Source organism: Corallincola platygyrae, assembly GCF_039544265.1.
In the GTDB taxonomy this organism is placed as follows: Bacteria; Pseudomonadota; Gammaproteobacteria; order Enterobacterales; family Neiellaceae; genus Corallincola; species Corallincola platygyrae.
Map to the genome: position 1 here is coordinate 95,291 of NZ_BAABLI010000033.1, position 18,545 is coordinate 113,835.

At 50.3% G+C, this 18,545-nt stretch carries 17 protein-coding genes and 4 tRNA genes; 17 read left to right on the top strand and 4 right to left on the bottom strand.

The genetic code is table 11. The annotated features are described in order from the left end of the window. Nucleotide 1 precedes the first annotated feature (1 nt). From pth to ABEA14_RS18335, 4 genes are all read left to right on the top strand, one after another. Nucleotides 2-592, top strand: a complete 591-nt coding sequence (gene pth, locus ABEA14_RS18320; protein ID WP_345342155.1) for an aminoacyl-tRNA hydrolase — start codon at nt 2-4, stop codon at nt 590-592. A 26-nt stretch (nt 593-618) separates the two neighbouring features. Continuing rightward, the gene (gene ychF, locus ABEA14_RS18325) at nt 619-1,710 is read left to right on the top strand and encodes a redox-regulated ATPase YchF (RefSeq protein ID WP_345342156.1); all 1,092 of its coding nucleotides are present in this window, start codon (nt 619-621) and stop codon (nt 1,708-1,710) included. Nucleotides 1,711-1,833: 123 nt separating this feature from the next. Continuing rightward, nucleotides 1,834-2,340, top strand: a complete 507-nt coding sequence (locus ABEA14_RS18330) for a GNAT family N-acetyltransferase (protein ID WP_345342158.1) — start codon at nt 1,834-1,836, stop codon at nt 2,338-2,340. A gap of 10 nt (nt 2,341-2,350) precedes the next feature. After that, nucleotides 2,351-3,247 carry a hypothetical protein gene (locus tag ABEA14_RS18335; RefSeq protein ID WP_345342159.1) on the top strand — a complete coding sequence of 299 codons (897 nt, stop codon included), beginning with the start codon at nt 2,351-2,353 and terminating at the stop codon, nt 3,245-3,247. A gap of 10 nt (nt 3,248-3,257) precedes the next feature. Here the strand turns inward: ABEA14_RS18335 and ABEA14_RS18340 are convergent, their stop codons facing one another. Further along, complete coding sequence (locus ABEA14_RS18340) at nt 3,258-5,075, bottom strand: M61 family metallopeptidase (RefSeq protein ID WP_345342160.1); 1,818 nt, start codon at nt 5,073-5,075, stop codon at nt 3,258-3,260. Between the two features lie 249 nt (nt 5,076-5,324). On the opposite strand from ABEA14_RS18340, the gene ABEA14_RS18345 reads away from it, so the two are divergent. The 4 genes from ABEA14_RS18345 to ABEA14_RS18360 all read left to right on the top strand — a co-directional run bounded on the left by ABEA14_RS18345 (nt 5,325) and on the right by ABEA14_RS18360 (nt 5,691). Further along, nucleotides 5,325-5,401, top strand: a tRNA-Met gene (locus ABEA14_RS18345). 16 nt (nt 5,402-5,417) lie between these two features. Continuing rightward, nucleotides 5,418-5,502: transfer RNA gene (locus ABEA14_RS18350), tRNA-Leu, on the top strand. Between the two features lie 5 nt (nt 5,503-5,507). Continuing rightward, a tRNA-Gln gene (locus tag ABEA14_RS18355) sits at nt 5,508-5,582 on the top strand. Between the two features lie 34 nt (nt 5,583-5,616). Continuing rightward, nucleotides 5,617-5,691, top strand: a tRNA-Gln gene (locus tag ABEA14_RS18360). A gap of 54 nt (nt 5,692-5,745) precedes the next feature. Here ABEA14_RS18360 and ABEA14_RS18365 read toward each other — a convergent pair. After that, nucleotides 5,746-6,900, bottom strand: a complete 1,155-nt coding sequence (locus ABEA14_RS18365) for an FAD-dependent oxidoreductase (protein WP_345342161.1) — start codon at nt 6,898-6,900, stop codon at nt 5,746-5,748. Between the two features lie 264 nt (nt 6,901-7,164). On the opposite strand from ABEA14_RS18365, the gene ABEA14_RS18370 reads away from it, so the two are divergent. Continuing rightward, entirely contained in the window at nt 7,165-7,455 is a 291-nt protein-coding gene (locus ABEA14_RS18370; protein WP_345342162.1) for a hypothetical protein, read from the top strand. A gap of 91 nt (nt 7,456-7,546) precedes the next feature. Here ABEA14_RS18370 and ABEA14_RS18375 read toward each other — a convergent pair whose 3' ends face one another. Beyond that, the gene (locus ABEA14_RS18375) at nt 7,547-7,864 is read right to left on the bottom strand and encodes a hypothetical protein (RefSeq protein ID WP_345342163.1); all 318 of its coding nucleotides are present in this window, start codon (nt 7,862-7,864) and stop codon (nt 7,547-7,549) included. 236 nt (nt 7,865-8,100) lie between these two features. Between ABEA14_RS18375 and miaB the strand changes: the two genes are divergently transcribed. Genes miaB through lnt form a run of 5 tightly spaced genes read left to right on the top strand, consistent with a single transcriptional unit; the run spans nt 8,101 to nt 13,653 of the window. Continuing rightward, nucleotides 8,101-9,528, top strand: coding sequence for a tRNA (N6-isopentenyl adenosine(37)-C2)-methylthiotransferase MiaB (gene miaB, locus ABEA14_RS18380; RefSeq protein ID WP_345342164.1), 1,428 nt, complete (start codon nt 8,101-8,103; stop codon nt 9,526-9,528). 56 nt (nt 9,529-9,584) lie between these two features. After that, complete coding sequence (locus tag ABEA14_RS18385; protein ID WP_345342165.1) at nt 9,585-10,709, top strand: PhoH family protein; 1,125 nt, start codon at nt 9,585-9,587, stop codon at nt 10,707-10,709. Then, a complete protein-coding gene (ybeY, locus tag ABEA14_RS18390) occupies nt 10,706-11,164 on the top strand; it encodes an rRNA maturation RNase YbeY (RefSeq protein WP_345342166.1) in 459 nt (152 codons plus the stop codon). The genes ABEA14_RS18385 and ybeY overlap by 4 nt, the downstream gene beginning before the upstream one ends. Nucleotides 11,165-11,198: 34 nt before the next feature. After that, complete coding sequence (corC, locus tag ABEA14_RS18395; RefSeq protein ID WP_345342167.1) at nt 11,199-12,080, top strand: CNNM family magnesium/cobalt transport protein CorC; 882 nt, start codon at nt 11,199-11,201, stop codon at nt 12,078-12,080. A 1-nt stretch (nt 12,081) separates the two neighbouring features. Next, a complete protein-coding gene (gene lnt, locus ABEA14_RS18400; RefSeq protein WP_345342168.1) occupies nt 12,082-13,653 on the top strand; it encodes an apolipoprotein N-acyltransferase in 1,572 nt (523 codons plus the stop codon). On the opposite strand, the gene ABEA14_RS18405 is transcribed toward lnt, so the two are convergent. Continuing rightward, on the bottom strand, nt 13,628-14,131 hold the full coding sequence (locus ABEA14_RS18405) for a zinc ribbon-containing protein (RefSeq protein WP_345342169.1): 504 nt from the start codon (nt 14,129-14,131) through the stop codon (nt 13,628-13,630). The genes lnt and ABEA14_RS18405 overlap by 26 nt on opposite strands. A 132-nt stretch (nt 14,132-14,263) precedes the next feature. Here ABEA14_RS18405 and leuS point away from each other — a divergent pair, with 132 nt between their 5' ends. From leuS to holA, 3 genes are all read left to right on the top strand, one after another. Then, nucleotides 14,264-16,849, top strand: coding sequence for a leucine--tRNA ligase (gene leuS / locus ABEA14_RS18410; RefSeq protein WP_345342170.1), 2,586 nt, complete (start codon nt 14,264-14,266; stop codon nt 16,847-16,849). A 130-nt stretch (nt 16,850-16,979) separates the two neighbouring features. Next, a complete protein-coding gene (locus ABEA14_RS18415; protein WP_345342171.1) occupies nt 16,980-17,474 on the top strand; it encodes an LPS-assembly lipoprotein LptE in 495 nt (164 codons plus the stop codon). An 8-nt stretch (nt 17,475-17,482) separates the two neighbouring features. Further along, nucleotides 17,483-18,511: a DNA polymerase III subunit delta gene (holA, locus tag ABEA14_RS18420; RefSeq protein ID WP_345342172.1), complete on the top strand. Its 1,029-nt coding sequence runs from the start codon at nt 17,483-17,485 to the stop codon at nt 18,509-18,511. Nucleotides 18,512-18,545: the final 34 nt, after the last annotated feature.

The window sequence follows — 18,545 nt, forward strand, 5'->3', positions numbered from 1 at the left end:
CTTGAGCAAAGATATCCTATTGATTGTGGGCCTGGGTAATCCAGGCCCCGAATATCAAAAGACCCGCCATAACGCCGGTGAGTGGTATGTTGAAGAACTTGCCCGCACCCACGGCGCCACGCTAAAGGCGGAAAGCAAATTTTTTGGGCGCACAGCTCAAATCTCGCTTAACGGCGAAACCGTTCGTTTACTTATTCCCAGTACTTTTATGAACCGCAGCGGCCAAGCTGTCGGCGCATTGGCGAACTTTTATCGCATCGCGCCCGAGCAGGTGCTGGTTGCCCATGATGAGATGGATATGCCGCCAGGCGTAGCCAAGTTCAAACAAGGTGGCGGTCATGGTGGTCACAATGGCCTCAGAGACATCATCGCCCGGCTGGGAAACAATAAGAATTTTCATCGTCTGCGGATTGGCATTGGCCACCCCGGAGATAAGAACCTGGTAACAGGTTACGTGCTGGGCAAAGCATCCAGCCAACAACAGCAATTAATCGATCAGGCGATTGATGAAGCCACGCGCTGCACCGATATTCTGATCAAAGATGGCCTGGTCAAGGCCATGAATCGACTTCACGGCTTCAAAGCCGAATAACCGGCTCTTTTCAGAGGATTTTCGACATGGGTTTTAAATGTGGCATTGTTGGTCTGCCAAACGTGGGTAAATCTACCCTGTTTAATGCATTGACCAAAGCAGGTATTGAAGCAGCCAACTTCCCTTTTTGTACCATCGAACCCAATACCGGCGTAGTCCCTGTACCGGACCTGCGTTTGGATAAGCTGGCTGCTATCGTAAACCCGCAACGCGTACTGCCAACAACCATGGAATTCGTAGATATCGCCGGTTTGGTAAAAGGCGCCTCGACAGGACAAGGCCTGGGCAACAAGTTCTTGGCCAATATCCGTGAAACTGACGCCATCGGTCACGTGGTCCGCTGCTTTGAAAACGACGATATCGTGCACGTTGAGGGTCGCATCGACCCAGCCGATGACATCGACGTCATCAATACTGAATTGGCATTGGCTGATATGGAAAGCTGCGAACGCGCCATCACCCGTGTTGCTAAAAAGGCAAAGGGCGGTGACGCAGATGCCAAATTCGAGATGCCCATTCTTGAACGGATCTTAGCCCACCTTGAAGAAGGCAAAATGATCCGCGCTTTGGAACTGACCAAGGAAGAAGCTGCCGCAATCCGTTATATGAACTTCCTGACCAGCAAGCCAACTATGTACATTGCTAACGTCAACGAAGACGGTTTTGAGAATAATCCGCATCTGGATAAAGTTCGCGAGATCGCTGAAAGCGAGAACGCGGTTGTGGTACCTGTGTGCGCGTCTATTGAATCTGAAATCGCCGAATTGGACGATGAAGACAAAGCAGAGTTTATGGAAGAGATGGGCTTGGAAGAGCCTGGCCTGAACCGTGTGATTCGTGCTGGTTACGAGCTGCTTCACCTCCACACTTACTTTACTGCTGGTGTGAAGGAAGTTCGCGCCTGGACTGTACGCGTAGGCGCAACCGCACCTCAGGCTGCTGGCGTGATCCACACTGACTTTGAAAAAGGCTTTATCCGCGCTGAGATCGTCAGTTATGACGACTACATCGACAATAACGGTGAGCAAGGCGCTAAAGAAGCCGGTAAATGGCGACTGGAAGGTAAAGACTACATCGTTAAAGACGGCGACGTTATTCACTTCCGTTTTAACGTCTAGTCAAACTTCGACTCCATTCCAAAAAACCCGGCAATGCCGGGTTTTTTATTTCCTATTCCGCAGAGGCTTGCACAACAAAGATACAGCTCCCAATATAGAGCCAAAAGAGGAGAACCTTTGCCAATGGACTACAAAATAAGGGCGATGGAGCCAAGCGATATCCCTTCCATTACCGAAATGCTCTCAGATAGCGCGGTATTCCCAAATACCACGCGTCAGCCTTATAACAGTACAGCTATGGTCGAGCCGCTGTTTGCTAACCAGCAACAAACCCATTTAGTGGTTGAAAGTGAAGGTGAACTGATCGCCAGCGGTAGTTTACTCACTGAAGCTAATCCTCGGCGTAAACACTGTGCCGAGCTTGCGATCACCGTGGCTAACAGCTGGCAGGGTAAAGGGGTCGGCTCTTTGCTTATGACAGCGCTGATCAACCAAGCTGACAATTGGCTTAATCTGCTCCGTATTGAGCTGGTGGTATATGTTGATAACCAGGCAGCTATCGCCATGTACAAAAAATTTGGCTTTGAAATAGAAGGGACCCGACGTGCCGACGCATTCAAGGACGGTCAGTATTGTGACAGTCACTTGATGGCCCGCCTGTCGCCGGCATTACGAACAAAGGTCAGTTAGCAGACTTATGATGAGCGGCAATCGCTATAGAGTGCTTTATGCCGCGACCGTTCTGTTTTTGGGGGCGTTCGGAATGGGAGCCTACACCGGATTTTCGAGTGCTCCCTGTGGAAACGCCAACTACCTATGGTGCAGCGATTTTGAGTCTGGCCTCAAGGGATGGCATAGAGGTATCAACGACCCCAATGTAAAGCTTATCCACTTCCCAGGACCAATGGGTGCCCATCAACAGAATACGGTAATGCAGCTCAGGCTGCCCCCTGGAAAAGGCGGCACGGGAGTTACTCGGCTCTTACCCAGCAGTTACAACAAACTCTTCCTTCGGTGGAATCAGCTTTTTGAGGCTGGCTTTGACTTCCACGCCAATTACCACGGTCAGGGCCTGCAGGCGATAAACCAAAAGGGAAAGGCGGGGTTCAGACCCAAAGGAGATGACTGGTTTTCTGTCAAACTTGACCACACGATTCATCCACAAACAGAGCACCCCTCTCCCTACCTTTATGCTTACTTCCCTGGCATGAATATGGACTGTAAAGATCCTCATGGACGCTGCTGGGGTGAGCACCTCCCCTGCTTTATTAGTCAAAAGCGTTATTGTAGAGATCCTAATTTTCACCCCGCATACTCATTGCCAGAGCTGAGACAACAGCACTGGTATTGCATCGAAATCATGGTGGACATGGGCTCGCCCACGCCAACAGCAGAAGGTGCCGATGGTATGTTGAGCCTGACTATCGACGACAAACTTATCGGTAACTGGAGCGATCTTTGGCTCAGAAGCGACGGCGGTTTAAAGCTCAACCGAATAGTGATGGGGCTGTATCACCACGAAGAACATAGTGAAGCGGGTGTATTGATTGATGATGTGGTCATCAGCAGGCAGCCAATTGGCTGCCTGCAAAAGTAAAGCAACAAAGTTACTTTTTATCTACGGTCACCTCTGCAAATGACTGCCCAGTCCAACTCTCGTATTCGCTTTGCTGAAGTGGCGTCGCCTCTTCCATCTTCACCAACGATAGTTTTCCTAAAGTTTCGCCCAGTTCCATACTGACACGCATCAGCTTGTCACGACGGAACAGGTGCACGACCAACTGCTCGCCTGGCTGATGTTTGCTGATAATGGATTTAGCTGATGCGGCAGATAATCTCTGACCGTTGATTGCTAGTATCTGATCACCCTCGGCGATACCTGCAGCCCATGCCGCTTTGCCTTTACTGGTATGCTGAACCAGCCAGCGGCCTTTCTCTTCCGCCAATTTCCAGCCAGCATCAGCAACCGGCTGCTTATGCTGCCACTGCATCTGCAATCCAAAATAAGCCAGTAGTGAAGCTACATCTAAGGTTTCAGTGCCTTCAACATAGGCAACCCAAGGATGAGAAATATCATCACCGCTCAGATCGCTCAGGATAGCCTGTACATCGGAGACCTTATAACCGCGGCCATCCAGTACAGAGAAGTTTTTGTACAGCGCTCGATGCAGATCATCCCAGCTACTCTCTCCGCCCGTGCTTTGGCGCAAGTGCACATCCCAAAACCAGGAAACTAATGAACCTTCACCATAGATACTGACACTATGGTTATGGCCGCGATGGCCACCACCTTCTACCCACCAATCGAAACTTGCCTCAGCCACTGACATTTCCGACTTGCCTGGACGCTCCAGATATGACTGCACCTCTTTTGCAAACAAGGTCAGAAATTCTTTCTCTTTGACTACGCCAGCCCGTACCGGCAGTAGCAAATCGTAATAACTGGTAGAGCCTTCTGCGATCCAAAGCAGTGGCGTGTAATTTTCAAACTGATAAGCGTAGGGAGTTAAACCTGCGGGTCGATAGTGTTTAACATTCCAAGTGTGGATCAACTCATGTGCAGCAGTAGAGATAAAGCGTATATAGTCTTTACGTTCGTGAAATGCATACCAGGGGAACTGGATAATTGTCGAGTTAAGGTGTTCGGTCGCGCCTCTGGCACCGCTGGTACCGTGAACCATGTAGACATAACGCTCAAAGGGATAGCTGCCCCACAACTCTCCGGCTGCTCTATCTAGTTTCTTAAGATCCTCTATCACCAGTTGGCTGTCGTGGTTTCCTTCCCCCCAAAACAGCAGCTGGTAATGGCGGTCAGCTACCTGAAACTCATGAAACTCATGAATACCGGTTTCTATCGGTGAGTCGACCAGAATGTCGTAGTTATCGGCAACAAAGATATGTTCGCCAAGTTTCTGCATACCACTTCGAGACTGCCAGGCCTCAGGCACATCCAGCACAACTTGCAATGGCAAGTTCCGCCCCTCCTTGGTGTACATAAATACACCCGACGCATCCAGATAGGCATGACTATCATCTATGTGTCTTACACGGTCGCCCAACATATTTGCATATAGTTGGTACTTAACTGTGATCTCCCCGGCTTTAGGTACATTCACTTGCCACTGGCTCTTATCTTCTTTCTCCCAGAATAACGGCTGACCGCTCTGGTCTGTGGCAGAGAACTGACGAATACCATTGGCAAGTGGCAACACACGATATTTACCAGTGCGCCACACAGGTAGATAGAAGGACACATCACCAGCGTTAACGCTTTGCTTGATGGTCACTTCCGCCAGATGGTGGCTTGGATCCGTCATTTTAATCTGATACTGAACCTGCGCAGCCGGTTTAGCCCATCCCCAATGGCTGAAAAATAAAAAGCTAAAAAGAATAAAAATTGCCTGTTTCATTATTTTTATCGACATAACATCTCTGGATTAATAAAAAGCTGGGGTATTTTACCCAAGAAAGAGGTCGCGGATCACAACCGATTAGTCGCTTTTTAACCTGCTACGTGTAGCAGCGCCTCAGTAGCGCATAATTATCGGCTACTTAAGCGCCAAATTGCTCAGAGTGTGTGCAATTAAAAAAAAGTACGAAAATTGGGGTTGACGAGGTAGGGGTGGATTCGCATAATACGCGCCACCCGAGAGGGCCAAGTTAGAAAATTCAGTGGCTATGTAGCTCAGCTGGTTAGAGCACAGCACTCATAATGCTGGGGTCGCAGGTTCAAGTCCCGCCATAGCCACCACTTTCTAATATGCTACGCGGAAGTGGCGGAATTGGTAGACGCGCTGGATTTAGGTTCCAGTGCCTTAGGGCGTGAGAGTTCAAGTCTCTCCTTCCGCACCATTTGTTGGGATATCGCCAAGCGGTAAGGCAGCGGGTTTTGATCCCGCCATTCCCAGGTTCGAATCCTGGTATCCCAGCCATATTCTTCTGGCTATTCAGCCAACCCCAAACAATTGGGATATCGCCAAGCGGTAAGGCAGCGGGTTTTGATCCCGCCATTCCCAGGTTCGAATCCTGGTATCCCAGCCATATACTGAAAACCCGGCATCTGCCGGGTTTTTTGTTTCTAGCGTCCAACACAGCTTAAAACATGGGCAAACCCATGGCATGTTTAAGCGCAGCACGTTTCAAAGGTGTCGGGCGATCCGCCAACCAAAGTCCTACATTTCTCAACAGTCGTACTGGCGCCTTGTCACTAGAGAAAGTCTTATACAAACCATCCATAGTACTCATCATCAACAAGTTTTCCGGGCGACGGCGGCGTTCATATCGTTTACAGGCCGTGATCACATCTGACGCCTGCTCTATCTCCTCGGCAAAACAAAGCACATCTTTGAAACCAAGGTTTACGCCCTGCCCTGCCAGCGGGTTAATCACGTGCGCTGCATCGCCCAGCAGAACTACTCGCCCATTAACATAGTGGTTCGCATGTTGGCGGCGGAGCGGGAAGCTGCCACGACTTAGGATCTCAAACTCAGGCAGTTGTTCAGGAAATGCATTTAGGATCTCATGGCTCAACTGGAGGTCATTTAATTTAAGCAGTTGCGCGACACGTTTTGGCGCATCGTACCAAACCAATGAGGCCTGGTTATTTGGCAGAGGTAACAAAGCTCTCGGACCAGATTCAAAGAATGCTTGCCAGGTGATCTCTGGAGCGCTTTCCTTGAGTCCAACGGAGATAACCATGGCATCCTGCTGATAATCCCAGCCTGTCACACCAATCCCCGATTGCTGACGTATGGCAGATTGCGCACCATCAGTTGCTGCAACCAATGCCGCCGTGAGTTTCGCCCCGCCAGCCAACAAAACCTCAATGTGATCATCGTGCTGGACCAGACCCGTCACTGATTCCGGGACGATGCACTCAACGTCACTTTTTTTAAGCTGTTGCCACAGCGCGAGTTGAACTAACTTATTTTCAGCTATGTAACCCAAGTGCGATGCGCCAATATCGTCAGCATCAAAATCAGTACGTGAACAACCCTGCTGCCATACCGACAAGCGTTTAAATAGGTGCGCTCGCATATCGAGCAAACGTGGCCAGGCCCCAACCGATTCGAGCAGTTGTTGCGAGCTTCGATTCAGGGCTGACACTCTCAAATCACATGGGCTGTCCGGCTGATAGTCATCTGGCTGTTTTTGCTCAACCAAAGCTATGCGTTTACCACTGTCAGCCAATCGTAGCGCCAGTGACGCCCCTACCATACCGCCACCGATGATAATTAAGTCAAACTGCATTTTGCTCCGCTCTGTCACGACTTTTTGTTGGATCGCCATCAGTCTAATTGATCTCGAATAAAAGGAGCAGGATCAATTTTGACTGAGTATTTTTCCACCATTTGTAACTAAACGTGTGGATCTGTCGACAAATACACAATTGATTACATCTTGACCAACACTGACATACATAAAAGGCTAGTCTTCAACCCACTGTTAAGCGGCACTGGCTTTAATTACGGGCAACACGGCGCAGTGCGAATATGGAAGGAATCGGAGTTAATCATGGTTAACAACAAACTGATGGGTATCTTGGCTGTATCGTTTGCCCTTACAACTTCTTCAGCCTGGGCGTCACCAGCAAAGCTTCACTCTGCGCTTGTTTCTGAAACGCAGCAGGAATTGGCAGATCAATTAGCAATGGACATTCGTCGCAGCGCAAGCGTTGCAATAACCAAATCCTCAGGGGAAGCAGAACTAGCTGCACAGCAAGTCACAGATGAAAAGATGCACGCGCGCATGAAGCCGCAAATGCCTGAAGCCGCGCAACTCCCCTGGTCCGAGTGTAATAGTTAAGTACTTCCCACCTATATTGTTTGCATTGGATATTAGTCGCCGCTCCGTTTGGGAGCGGCTTTTTTGTTGCATCCACTAAGGTCTTTAGACCTTAGTGGATGCCCGTTATCTGTCGTGCACGCTCTCGCACTGTGTTGCAGTGCATATGCCAACCAAACGGACTGTTATCGTCAATCTCATTTCGCTTTGCGTGATAAACCACACTCAAATTATCAGCGTCAGGATTGGGTCCAACCAGTGAGCGAAGGTAATCATCATAGGCATCCCTTAACTCAGGGTACCACTCGCTCAAGCAGGAGTTATTGAGTGCCATCTTTCTCACTGCCTTTACATCGCCCTCATTAGCAATGCTTAGGTCAGAGCAGGCGGTAACGATTACGGCGGCAATAGCAACAGTTAAGATTCTCAAAACATTCAACTCGTGACATATCAGACTGAAAATGTAGACCGACAGGTTTACCTAAAGTTCCAGGAAATGTATAACGGATAGTTTACTATTGCATCTGCTGTTACGAGGGAGCGAATGGCTCGCCACAACTGACCGCCAGCCATAGAGGGCCTTTTTCTAGCCACAACCCCCTAATCAGAGTAAAATGCTCGGCCCCGAAATCGGGCGGTACATTTTTTGATTAGATTAGGCGTCACATGAGCAAAAAACTGCATATCAAAACCTGGGGTTGTCAGATGAACGAGTATGACTCGTCCAAGATGGCTGACCTGCTCAATTCGATCGGCGGTTATCAGTTAACGGAAGAACCTGAAGAAGCGGATCTGTTACTGTTAAATACCTGTTCCATCAGGGAAAAGGCTCAGGAAAAAGTGTTTCACCAGCTTGGGCGCTGGAAAGAGCTGAAACAGAAAAAGCCTGATCTGGTCATCGGTGTTGGCGGCTGTGTTGCTTCTCAGGAGGGTGACGCATTACGTGAGCGCGCGCCCTATGTTGACATCGTATTTGGACCACAGACACTCCATCGTCTGCCTGAAATGATCCGCAGCGTACAGAACGAACACGCACCTGTCGTTGACGTTAGTTTCCCGGAGATCGAGAAGTTTGACCGTCTGCCCGAACCTCGTGCCGAAGGCCCTACCGCATTCGTTTCAATCATGGAAGGCTGTTCCAAGTACTGTACCTTCTGTGTGGTCCCTTACACCCGAGGCGAGGAAGTAAGCCGTCCACTGGATGACGTGTTGTTTGAGGTGGCGCAGCTAGCTGAACAAGGCGTACGCGAAGTCAACCTGCTGGGTCAGAATGTGAACGCTTACCGCGGTGAAACAAATGAAGGGGATATCTGCCCATTCTCTGATCTGCTTCGCTACGTAGCTGCTATCGATGGTATTGACCGCATTCGCTATACCACCTCACACCCGGTTGAGTTTACCGAAGACATTATTGATGTGTACGCCGAGCTTCCTGAACTGGTAAGTCACCTACATCTGCCGGTGCAAAGCGGCTCTGATCGCATCCTGACCATGATGAAGCGTGGTCACACGGCATTGGAATACAAATCAAAAATTCGACGCCTGCGCAAAGTTCGCCCAGACATCTGCATGAGCTCTGACTTTATTGTCGGCTTCCCAGGTGAAACAGCCGACGATTTTGAAGCGACCATGAACCTAATTCAGGACATTGGTTACGATATCAGTTTCAGCTTCGTTTACAGCGCACGCCCCGGCACGCCCGCTGCAGATATCGTTGACGATGTCGAAGAAGAAACCAAAAAACAGCGCCTATATGTGCTGCAGGACCGCATCAACCAGCAGGCTCAGCAGATCGCCAGACGCATGCTGGATACCGAACAGCGTATCCTGGTGGAAGGACCATCAAGAAAGAATCCAATGGAGCTTCGCGGACGTACCGAAAACAACCGCGTGGTTAACTTCGAGGGCGACCCCAAACTGATTGGTCAGTTTGTCGATGTGAAGATCACCGAAGTGATGCCAAACTCGTTGCGCGGAGATCTGATCCGCACTGAAGTCGAAATGAACCTGCGAACCGACGTATCACCTGCTGACATTTTGAGCCAGGGCAACGGCGTTGATGAGCTGGGTGTCGCCACCTATACTCCGAAATAGCATTGTGTGAGCCGGCGCTTGCCGCCGGCTCTCCAACAAATATCGAGCACACAAAGTTGAGCACACAAATCAGTACCCACGATATCACTCTCGAACCTGCCGACCATAAACGACTTTCCAGCCTGTGTGGCCCATTCGATGACAACCTGAAACAGATTGAACGCCGCCTTGGCGTCGAGATCAGCTATCGAGAAAACAGTTTTCGTGTCATCGGAACAGCAAATACCGCCCAAGCCACAGGTGAGCTGCTAAAACGGCTCTATGTTGAAACCAAGACCATCAAGGGAAAGCTTTCTGAGCTGGACTCACATCAGGTTCACCTGGCGATACAGGAGAGCCGGATATTAGAGCAAGTATCACCCAAAGATGTCGTAAAGCCAGCGAAAGAGCTCTTTATCAAGACCAAGCGTGGCGTTATTAAACCCCGCAATCCCAACCAGAACAGCTACGTTGCCAATGTATTGCTGAACGATATCAGCTTTGGTGTTGGCCCTGCCGGTACGGGTAAAACATACCTGGCGGTTGCTGCCGCGGTTGACGCCTTGGAACGCCAGGATATTCGCCGTATCTTGCTCACCCGCCCTGCGGTAGAAGCAGGCGAAAAACTAGGCTTCCTTCCTGGGGATCTGAGCCAGAAGGTGGATCCTTACCTGCGTCCGTTATATGACGCCCTGTTTGAGATGTTGGGATTCGAAAAGGTTGAGCGTTTAATCGAGCGCAATGTGATTGAAGTTGCCCCACTGGCCTATATGCGCGGTCGGACGCTGAACGACGCCTTTGTGATTCTGGATGAAGCGCAGAACACCACAGTTGAACAGATGAAGATGTTCCTGACCCGTATCGGCTTTAACTCGAAGGCGGTTATCACGGGAGACATCACGCAGATTGACTTGCCACGCTCTCAAAAGAGTGGTTTGCGCCACGCTTTAGAAGTACTTCAGGGCGTTGAGGGGATCAGCTTCAATATGTTCCAGGCGGCGGACGTCGTGCGCCATCCTGTGGTTCAACGCATTGTACAAGCCTATGACGACTTTGATCGTCAGCAGGAAGAAACCAAGCGCGCTCGCACTCAGGCCTATCAGAACAGTACGACAACGACCGCCAACACCTCTTCAGACACCAGCACCTCGTCAAACAACAGCACCTTGTCAAACAATAGTGCTGAGGAGAAAGCAGAGTGAGCGTCACCCTGGACCTGCAATTAGCCGAGGGCATTGGCCAAACACCAGACCAAACACAGTTTCAAGCCTGGGCGGAAGCCGCCCTTGCGATGCGCAAAGATGACAGTGAACTCACCATTCGCTTGGTCGACGCCAATGAAAGCCAGCAGCTAAATTCCGAGTATCGAGGCAAGGATAAGCCAACCAACGTGTTGTCATTTCCTTTTGATGTGCCAGAACATATTGAGTTACCACTGCTGGGAGATCTGGTGATCTGCGTGCCCGTGGTTGAGCAGGAAGCCGAGCAACAATCCAAACCTTTAGAAGCCCACTGGGCACACATGGTCGTTCACGGATGCTTGCATTTACTTGGATTTGATCATATTGATGATACAGAAGCCGAAGAGATGGAAGGTTTAGAAATTAAAATCTTAACCAAGCTCGGCTACGATGATCCTTATCAGGACACTGAATAAAATTTTCCGTGGCAAAGGAACCACATAAAGCGCTATGAGCGACGACAACCCTCACTCTAGTAACGGCGCTTCTAAGAAGGGCTGGCTCGAGAAACTCGGTCAACTTTTTAAAGAAGAGCCGCAAAACCGCGAAGACCTGGTGCAAGTCATTCAACATGCCCAGGAAAATAACCTCATCGATCAGGATAGCCGCCAGATGCTGGAGGGTGTTCTCGAGGTATCAGACCTGCGAGTCAGGGATATTATGATCCCCCGCGCCCAGATGGTCACCATTGAGATAAGCCAGCCGTTGGACGAATTACTTCCGCTCGTGGTTGACAGTGCCCATAGCCGTTTTCCGGTGATCGGTGAAGACAAGGACCATATCGAAGGCATTCTGCATGCCAAAGACCTGCTGGCTTATTCATACAAGAAGTCAGAGCAGGAGTTCGATTTTGCCAAGATCCTGCGTAAAGCCGTGGTGGTGCCAGAAAGTAAGCGGGTAGATATTCTGCTGAAAGAATTTCGTTCAAAGCGTTACCACATGGCGATCGTCGTAGATGAGTATGGCGGTGTTTCCGGTCTGGTGACGATTGAAGATATCCTCGAGCTGATTGTTGGTGAAATCGAAGATGAGTTTGATGACGAAGATCATCAACATGATATCCGTCAGATCAATCGTAAGGTGTTTGCTATTCAAGCACTAACGCCTATTGCTGACTTTAACGAGTACTTCGACACCGATTTCAGCGATGATGAGTTTGATACCGTTGGCGGTATGCTGGCCAACGCTTTTGGTCATATGCCGCAACGCGGTGAAACCATTAAGGTAGACGGTATCCAATTTAAAGTAGTGCAGTCCGACAAACGTCGAATTCGCCAGCTTCAGGTGCGCATTCCTAATCATGCCAAGAGCGGCGAAAAAGCGGAGATCTAACATGAGTGAAGGCGTTGTTTCCGCGCCGCAACAGAAAGCCAGCTGGCAGATGTTGTGGCAGGTTTTGCAACGCCCCTCACTCGCGTTTGCATTTGGTGCGTTGTCCGTGCTTGCCTTTGCCCCGTGGAGCTATTGGCCAATCGCCATAGCAGGTATCGCGGCATTGTACTTTCTCGTTAAAACTTCGTCACCGAAACAGGCATTCTGGCTGGGATACAGCTTTGGCATGGGTCTATTTGCCTTTGGTATTGCCTGGGTTCATATAAGCATTGATCAATTTGGTGGACTGCCGCTCCCAGTCTCCCTGTTTCTTATGCTTTTGTTAGCAGCATACCTTTCACTTTTCCCAGCCCTGGCATGCTGGCTCACTCAGAAGTTCAAGCATCATTCTATAGCGATAAACGCGCTGTTATTCGCTGCCTGCTGGTGTCTGGCGGAATCACTGAGAGGTTACCTGCTGACAGGATTTCCATGGCTGCTGTTGGGCTACAGTCAACTTGACGGGGTCTTAGCAGGTTGGATCCCTGTTATCGGTATTGCTGGTGTTTCCTTTTTCACGGCTCTCGGTGCCGCTGTTGTTTCATCCAGCCTGACCGACAGAAGCTATTACTGGCTATTGCTCCCAACCCTACTGGCTGGCGTAGGTGTTGGCTTGAATTCAGTGACATGGACAATTCCCAAAGGCGAACCGGTAGACGTGGTTCTGGTGCAGGGCAATATCGAACAGTCGATGCGTTGGCAGCCCGAACAAGAGTGGCCAACCATGCTTAAATACCTGGACCTGACCCGCCCCAACTACGATGCGGATTTAATCATCTGGCCAGAAGCCGCAGTGCCCGCCGTTGAGCCTCTGGCGCAAGAGTATCTGGACAATCTGAATCAGGTGACCAGCCATAACCAAACCACCTTAGTCAGTGGTATCGTCGATTATAATTTCGATACCAAACAGTTTTATAACACCTTGATCGTGGTCGGTGAGCAATCCAAAGCGTTACACCAATATCGCTATCACAACGCCAATCGTTATCAGAAGCACCACCTGCTTCCTATTGGCGAATTCGTACCTTTTGGCGACATTTTGCGACCACTGGCGCCTCTGTTTAACCTGCCTATGTCCTCATTCAGCCGCGGCAGCTACCTGCAGGAAAATCTGGTAGCGAACGAGTACCTGCTGGCACCAGCCATCTGTTACGAAATCGCCTTTGCTGAACAGCTCCGTCGAAACGTTTCAAATGAGACTGACTTCCTACTGACCGTGAGTAATGACGCCTGGTTTGGCGATTCCATCGGCCCACAGCAGCATATGGAAATCGCGCGCGCTCGCGCGATGGAATTGGGTCGACCGCTGCTTCGCGCCACCAATACTGGCGTGACCGCGGTCGTAGATGCATCAGGTCATGAGCTAGACAGGTTAGCGATGTTTGAAGCAGACGTACTGCGCCTGCCTGTGCAGCGAGTTGACGGCATGACACCTTTTGCCAAGGTGGGCCACGTACCTTACTGGGCCCTCGTTGCCTTTGGTTTTTGCCTGACGCTGATCCTGATATTTAGGGGTCGAAAGGCTGCCGATTAAACTCCTGGCCACCGCAATGTGGGCACGCATCGATCTGCTCTGGGTGAGAAAACTCCTGCTTATTGCCACAGCCATGGCATATCAGTATGCCCAAACTGATCCACTCACCCGCTTTATAAACTCCCCGGTGTTTAAGATCGTCTTTAACCTCTGACCACTCGATTTGAGTTCGATCCGTTAACTCCAACAACCAACGCCAAACCCCCTGCTTAAATGAGACGTAACCCGGTGTTTCCTGCCATCGCTCGGGCAGATGAGTTAACGCTTCGGCTGCGCTGGCAAAGTCTCGCTTGAGGTAGTTGGACATCAGTTGCAGCTCATATTTCGACAGCTCACCCGCCGCATGCAGATACGCGGATGCTTTTTCAATCCACTCCTGAACCTCTTCTTCACTGAATTTTTCCGCTTTTTCCAGTTTCTCTTTTAACTCATCAAGTAACTTCTGATAGCCGGAAGAAGTTGATTTTTCTTCACTCATTGCGGCCTCCTGAGGCTGAGTTCCTGAATTTCAGTATAGTCAGCAGGATAATCGCTGTTGTTGGCAGGATCACGGATGCGGTATCCTATGGGGATATCTAAATTTTTTGTCATTAATTAGCGTCGGATCGGCATGCAAGAACAATACAATCCGCAGGAAATCGAACCTCAGGTGCGAGAGCACTGGGAATCTAATAAAACATACGAAGTAAAAGAGGAACCGGGCAAAGAAAAGTTCTACTGCCTCTCCATGTTCCCTTACCCCAGTGGTCGACTGCACATGGGACATGTGCGCAATTACACCATTGGTGATGTGATCTCCCGTTACCAGCGCATGCTGGGTAAAAACGTATTGCAACCCATCGGCTGGGACGCATTTGGTCTGCCTGCTGAAAATGCCGCGGTAAAAAACAAAACCGCGCCAGCAAAATGGACCTACGAAAACATCGACTACATGAAAGGCCAGCTCAACGAACTGGGCTTTGGTTACGATTGGAGTCGAGAGTTTGCTACCTGCCGCCCAGACTACTATCGCTGGGAGCAGTGGTTCTTTACCCGCCTTTACGAAAAAGGTCTGGTGTACAAGAAGATGGCGACCGTGAACTGGGACCCGGTTGACCAAACCGTGCTGGCTAACGAGCAGGTTGTCGATGGTCGTGGCTGGCGCTCAGGCGCGCTGGTTGAACAGAAAAAGATCCCGCAGTGGTTTATCAAGATCACTGATTACGCACAGCAACTGTTGGACGAAATCGAAAACCTGGGCGGCTGGCCTGAGCAGGTTAAAACCATGCAGCGTAACTGGATCGGTCGCTCAGAAGGTGTAGAGATCGAGTTTGATGTGGTTGATTCAGACCAGTCATTCACCGTTTACACTACCCGTCCTGACACTGTAATGGGTGTCACTTACGTTGGTGTTGCCGCAGCTCACCCCCTGGCAGAGTTGGCTGCGAAAGACAATCCTGAGCTGGCAGCATTTGTTGAAGAGTGCAAAAACACCAAGGTAGCCGAAGCAGATTTGGCAACCATGGAAAAGAAAGGCATGGCGACAGGCCTGTATGCCACACACCCGCTGACAGGAAAGCAGGTTCCGATTTGGGTAGCTAACTTCGTATTGATGGACTACGGCACAGGCGCCGTGATGGCTGTTCCAGCGCACGACCAGCGTGACTACGAGTTCGCAACCAAATATGGCCTGAATATAGAGCAGGTGATCAAACCAGCTGATGGTTCTGAACAGGATGTCAGTGAAGCGGCCTACACAGAAAAAGGCCTTTTGTTTAACTCCGGTGAGTTTGATGGCCTTGATTTTGACGGCGCGCTGAATGCTGTGGCCGACAAGCTACAAAGCATCAACAAAGGTCATAAGACGGTTAACTTCCGTCTGCGCGACTGGGGTGTTTCCCGTCAACGTTATTGGGGCTCTCCAATCCCCATGCTGACCACGGCTGATGGTGAAACCGTGCCAGCACCGGCGAATACACTGCCTGTTGAGTTGCCAGAAGATGTGGTGATGGACGGCGTTAAGAGCCCAATCAAAGCCGACCCCGAGTGGGCGAAAACCGAATATAACGGCCAGCCTGCAACTCGCGAAACCGACACTTTCGACACCTTTATGGAGTCAAGCTGGTACTACGCACGCTATTGCTCACCGCATAACGACCAGGCAATGCTTGACCCGGCACAAGCCAACTACTGGCTGCCAGTAGACCAGTACATTGGCGGTATCGAACATGCCTGTATGCACCTGCTTTATGCGCGCTTCATGCACAAGTTGCTGCGTGACGAAGGCTTGGTCGACAGCGACGAGCCGTTCAAGCGCTTGCTTTGTCAGGGCATGGTACTGGCCGATGCCTTCTATTACGAAGACGAGAAAGGCGGCCAGAACTGGGTAAGCCCAGTTGATGTCGAGCTCGAGCGTGATGAAAAAGGACGCATTGTTGCCGCCAAAGAGAAAGCCACCGGACGTGAGTTGGTTTACGCCGGTATGAGCAAGATGTCAAAGTCGAAAAATAACGGCATCGACCCTGGCCTGATGGTGGAAAAATACGGTGCAGATACCGTTCGCCTGTTTATGATGTTCGCCGCGCCACCGGAATTGACGCTGGAGTGGCAGGAATCAGGCGTAGAAGGTGCCATGCGCTTCCTGAAGCGTTTCTGGAAACTGGCTCACGCTCACACCTCGCAAGGCAGTGCACCTGCGCTGGATCCGTCTGCGCTGAACGAAGATCAGAAGACGCTGCGTCGAGACCTGCACAAGACCATTGATAAAGTGGGTGATGACCTGGGTCGTCGTCAGACTTTCAATACGGCTATCGCAGCCATCATGGAACTGATGAACAAGCTGGTAAAAGCGCCGCTGGAAAGTGAGCAAGATCGCGCTCTGATGCAGGAAGCGCTATCTGCTGTCACCCTGATGTTGGCACCTATCACACCTCATGCCAGTCATGTTCTGTGGCAACAACTAGGCAATGAAGGTGACGTCGTTGATGCCTCTTGGCCAACGGCAGATAAAGAGGCCATGGTCGAAGATAGCAAATTGATTATCGTCCAGGTGAACGGCAAGCTTCGCGCACGAGTCACCGTACCTGCAGATGCCGATCAGGAAGCGGTACAGGCCGTTGCGATGGCAGAAGAGAACGTAACCAAGTTCACTGAAGGCAAAACACTGCGTAAAGTGATCTATGTTCCAGGCAAGCTTCTGAACATAGTAGCCAACTAGTCTCTGGCTGGCACCTAAGCTCGGTAAAGATGAGAAGTCAGCCTTGGCTTCTCATCTTGCTTCTCTTCAGGTTGAAAACCTGTGCTAATTCCCTTTTACTGAACAGCAAGCTCATCATATCGAACTCATAATGAACAGACTGACGACACTTCTCCTCTGCTCTGCCCTGGTAATGACAACAGCAAGTTGCGGATTTCGCCTTCGTGGTAGCTATGATATTCCGGCCGATCTAAAACAAGTCCACGTCGCAAGTTGGGACGAATATGCTGAGTTGACTCGGAAAGTAGAAGATCGACTGAAGGTTAACGACGTTAAACTGCTGAAAGACCCGAGCAAAGAGCAGAGTCTGATAATACTCAAACGAGATAACCTCAGTGAACGCACGCTGTCACTTTTCTCTGATGGTCAGGTTGCAGAATACCAGTTGATCTACAGTACCCAATTCGAACTGCTTGTGCCCGGCAAGGAACCACAACGCTATGATATTGAAGTGGTTCGTCAATATCAGGATGACCCAAACAGAGCATTGGCTAAAGAGAAAGAAAAACGACTGTTAGTCAGTGAAATGCGCGCCGAAGCTGCAGATAAGATTCTGCGCACGCTCGCCTCGTCACAGGTCAGATAGCGTCCTCCATGCAATGCTACCCAGAGCAGCTCAGTAATCAGTTGTCACAGGGCTTATCCCCCATATATCTGCTGTTTGGCGATGAGCCTCTCCAGAAACTTGAAGCACTCGCGGAAATCCGGTCGACTGGACAACAGCACGGCATCACCGAACTTCAAAGGTTCTCTGTTGACACCAGTTTTGACTGGCAACAGTTTACGCAGTCGAGCAGCAACCTCTCCCTTTTTTCTCAGGGTGAAATTTTAGAGGTTGAACTAACCACTGGCTCTCCGGGGCGTGAAGGCGGACAGTGGCTGCAAGAATACGCTTCAAACCCGCCTGCAGACCAAGTGTTGGTATTACACGGCCCGCGATTGAACAAAGACAAGCAAAAAGCTAAGTGGTTTAAATCGATCTCAGCTGCCGGGACACAGGTCAGCATCAACCTACCAACGGGCCAACAATGGCAGCGTTGGCTAACAAATCGAGCCAATCGATACTCAGTGACACTGCAGCCCGATGCACTTCAGCTTTTGCTTGGCCAATGTGAAGGAAATTTATTGGCAGCTGATCAAGAACTTCAAAAACTCAGCTTGTTACATGGCCAACAAGCCATCTCCATCGATCTTATTCAAGAAAGCCTGGCGAATCATTCAAGACATAATATCTTTCAGCTCACTGATGCCCTGTTGTCAGGTGATCTGGAACGAGCAACTAACGTCTTGGAAAGCCTCCAGGGAGAAGGTATCGAGCCCGTCGTCATCAGCTGGGCGATCAGCAAGGAAGTGCTGCTGCTGAAGCAATTGAGCCAGCAACCACGCATTGATAGCCGGGAAATGATGAAGCTGGGGATCTGGCAACAACGACAAGCGTTGGTAAAACAGGCCCTGCAACGCCTCCATAGAGATCACCTTAATGAGCTTGTGGCCAGATGCGCAGATTTCGACAGCGGCATTAAGCTGGGCACACTGGAGCACCCCTGGACCTGGTTACATCACTTGGCAGTCATGTTTGGTGGTAGCTGGAAGACTCAAGCCGGCTTTGAGATAACCTCTTAACCATTTTCCGGTTCTTATCTACAAGGAACTGAAA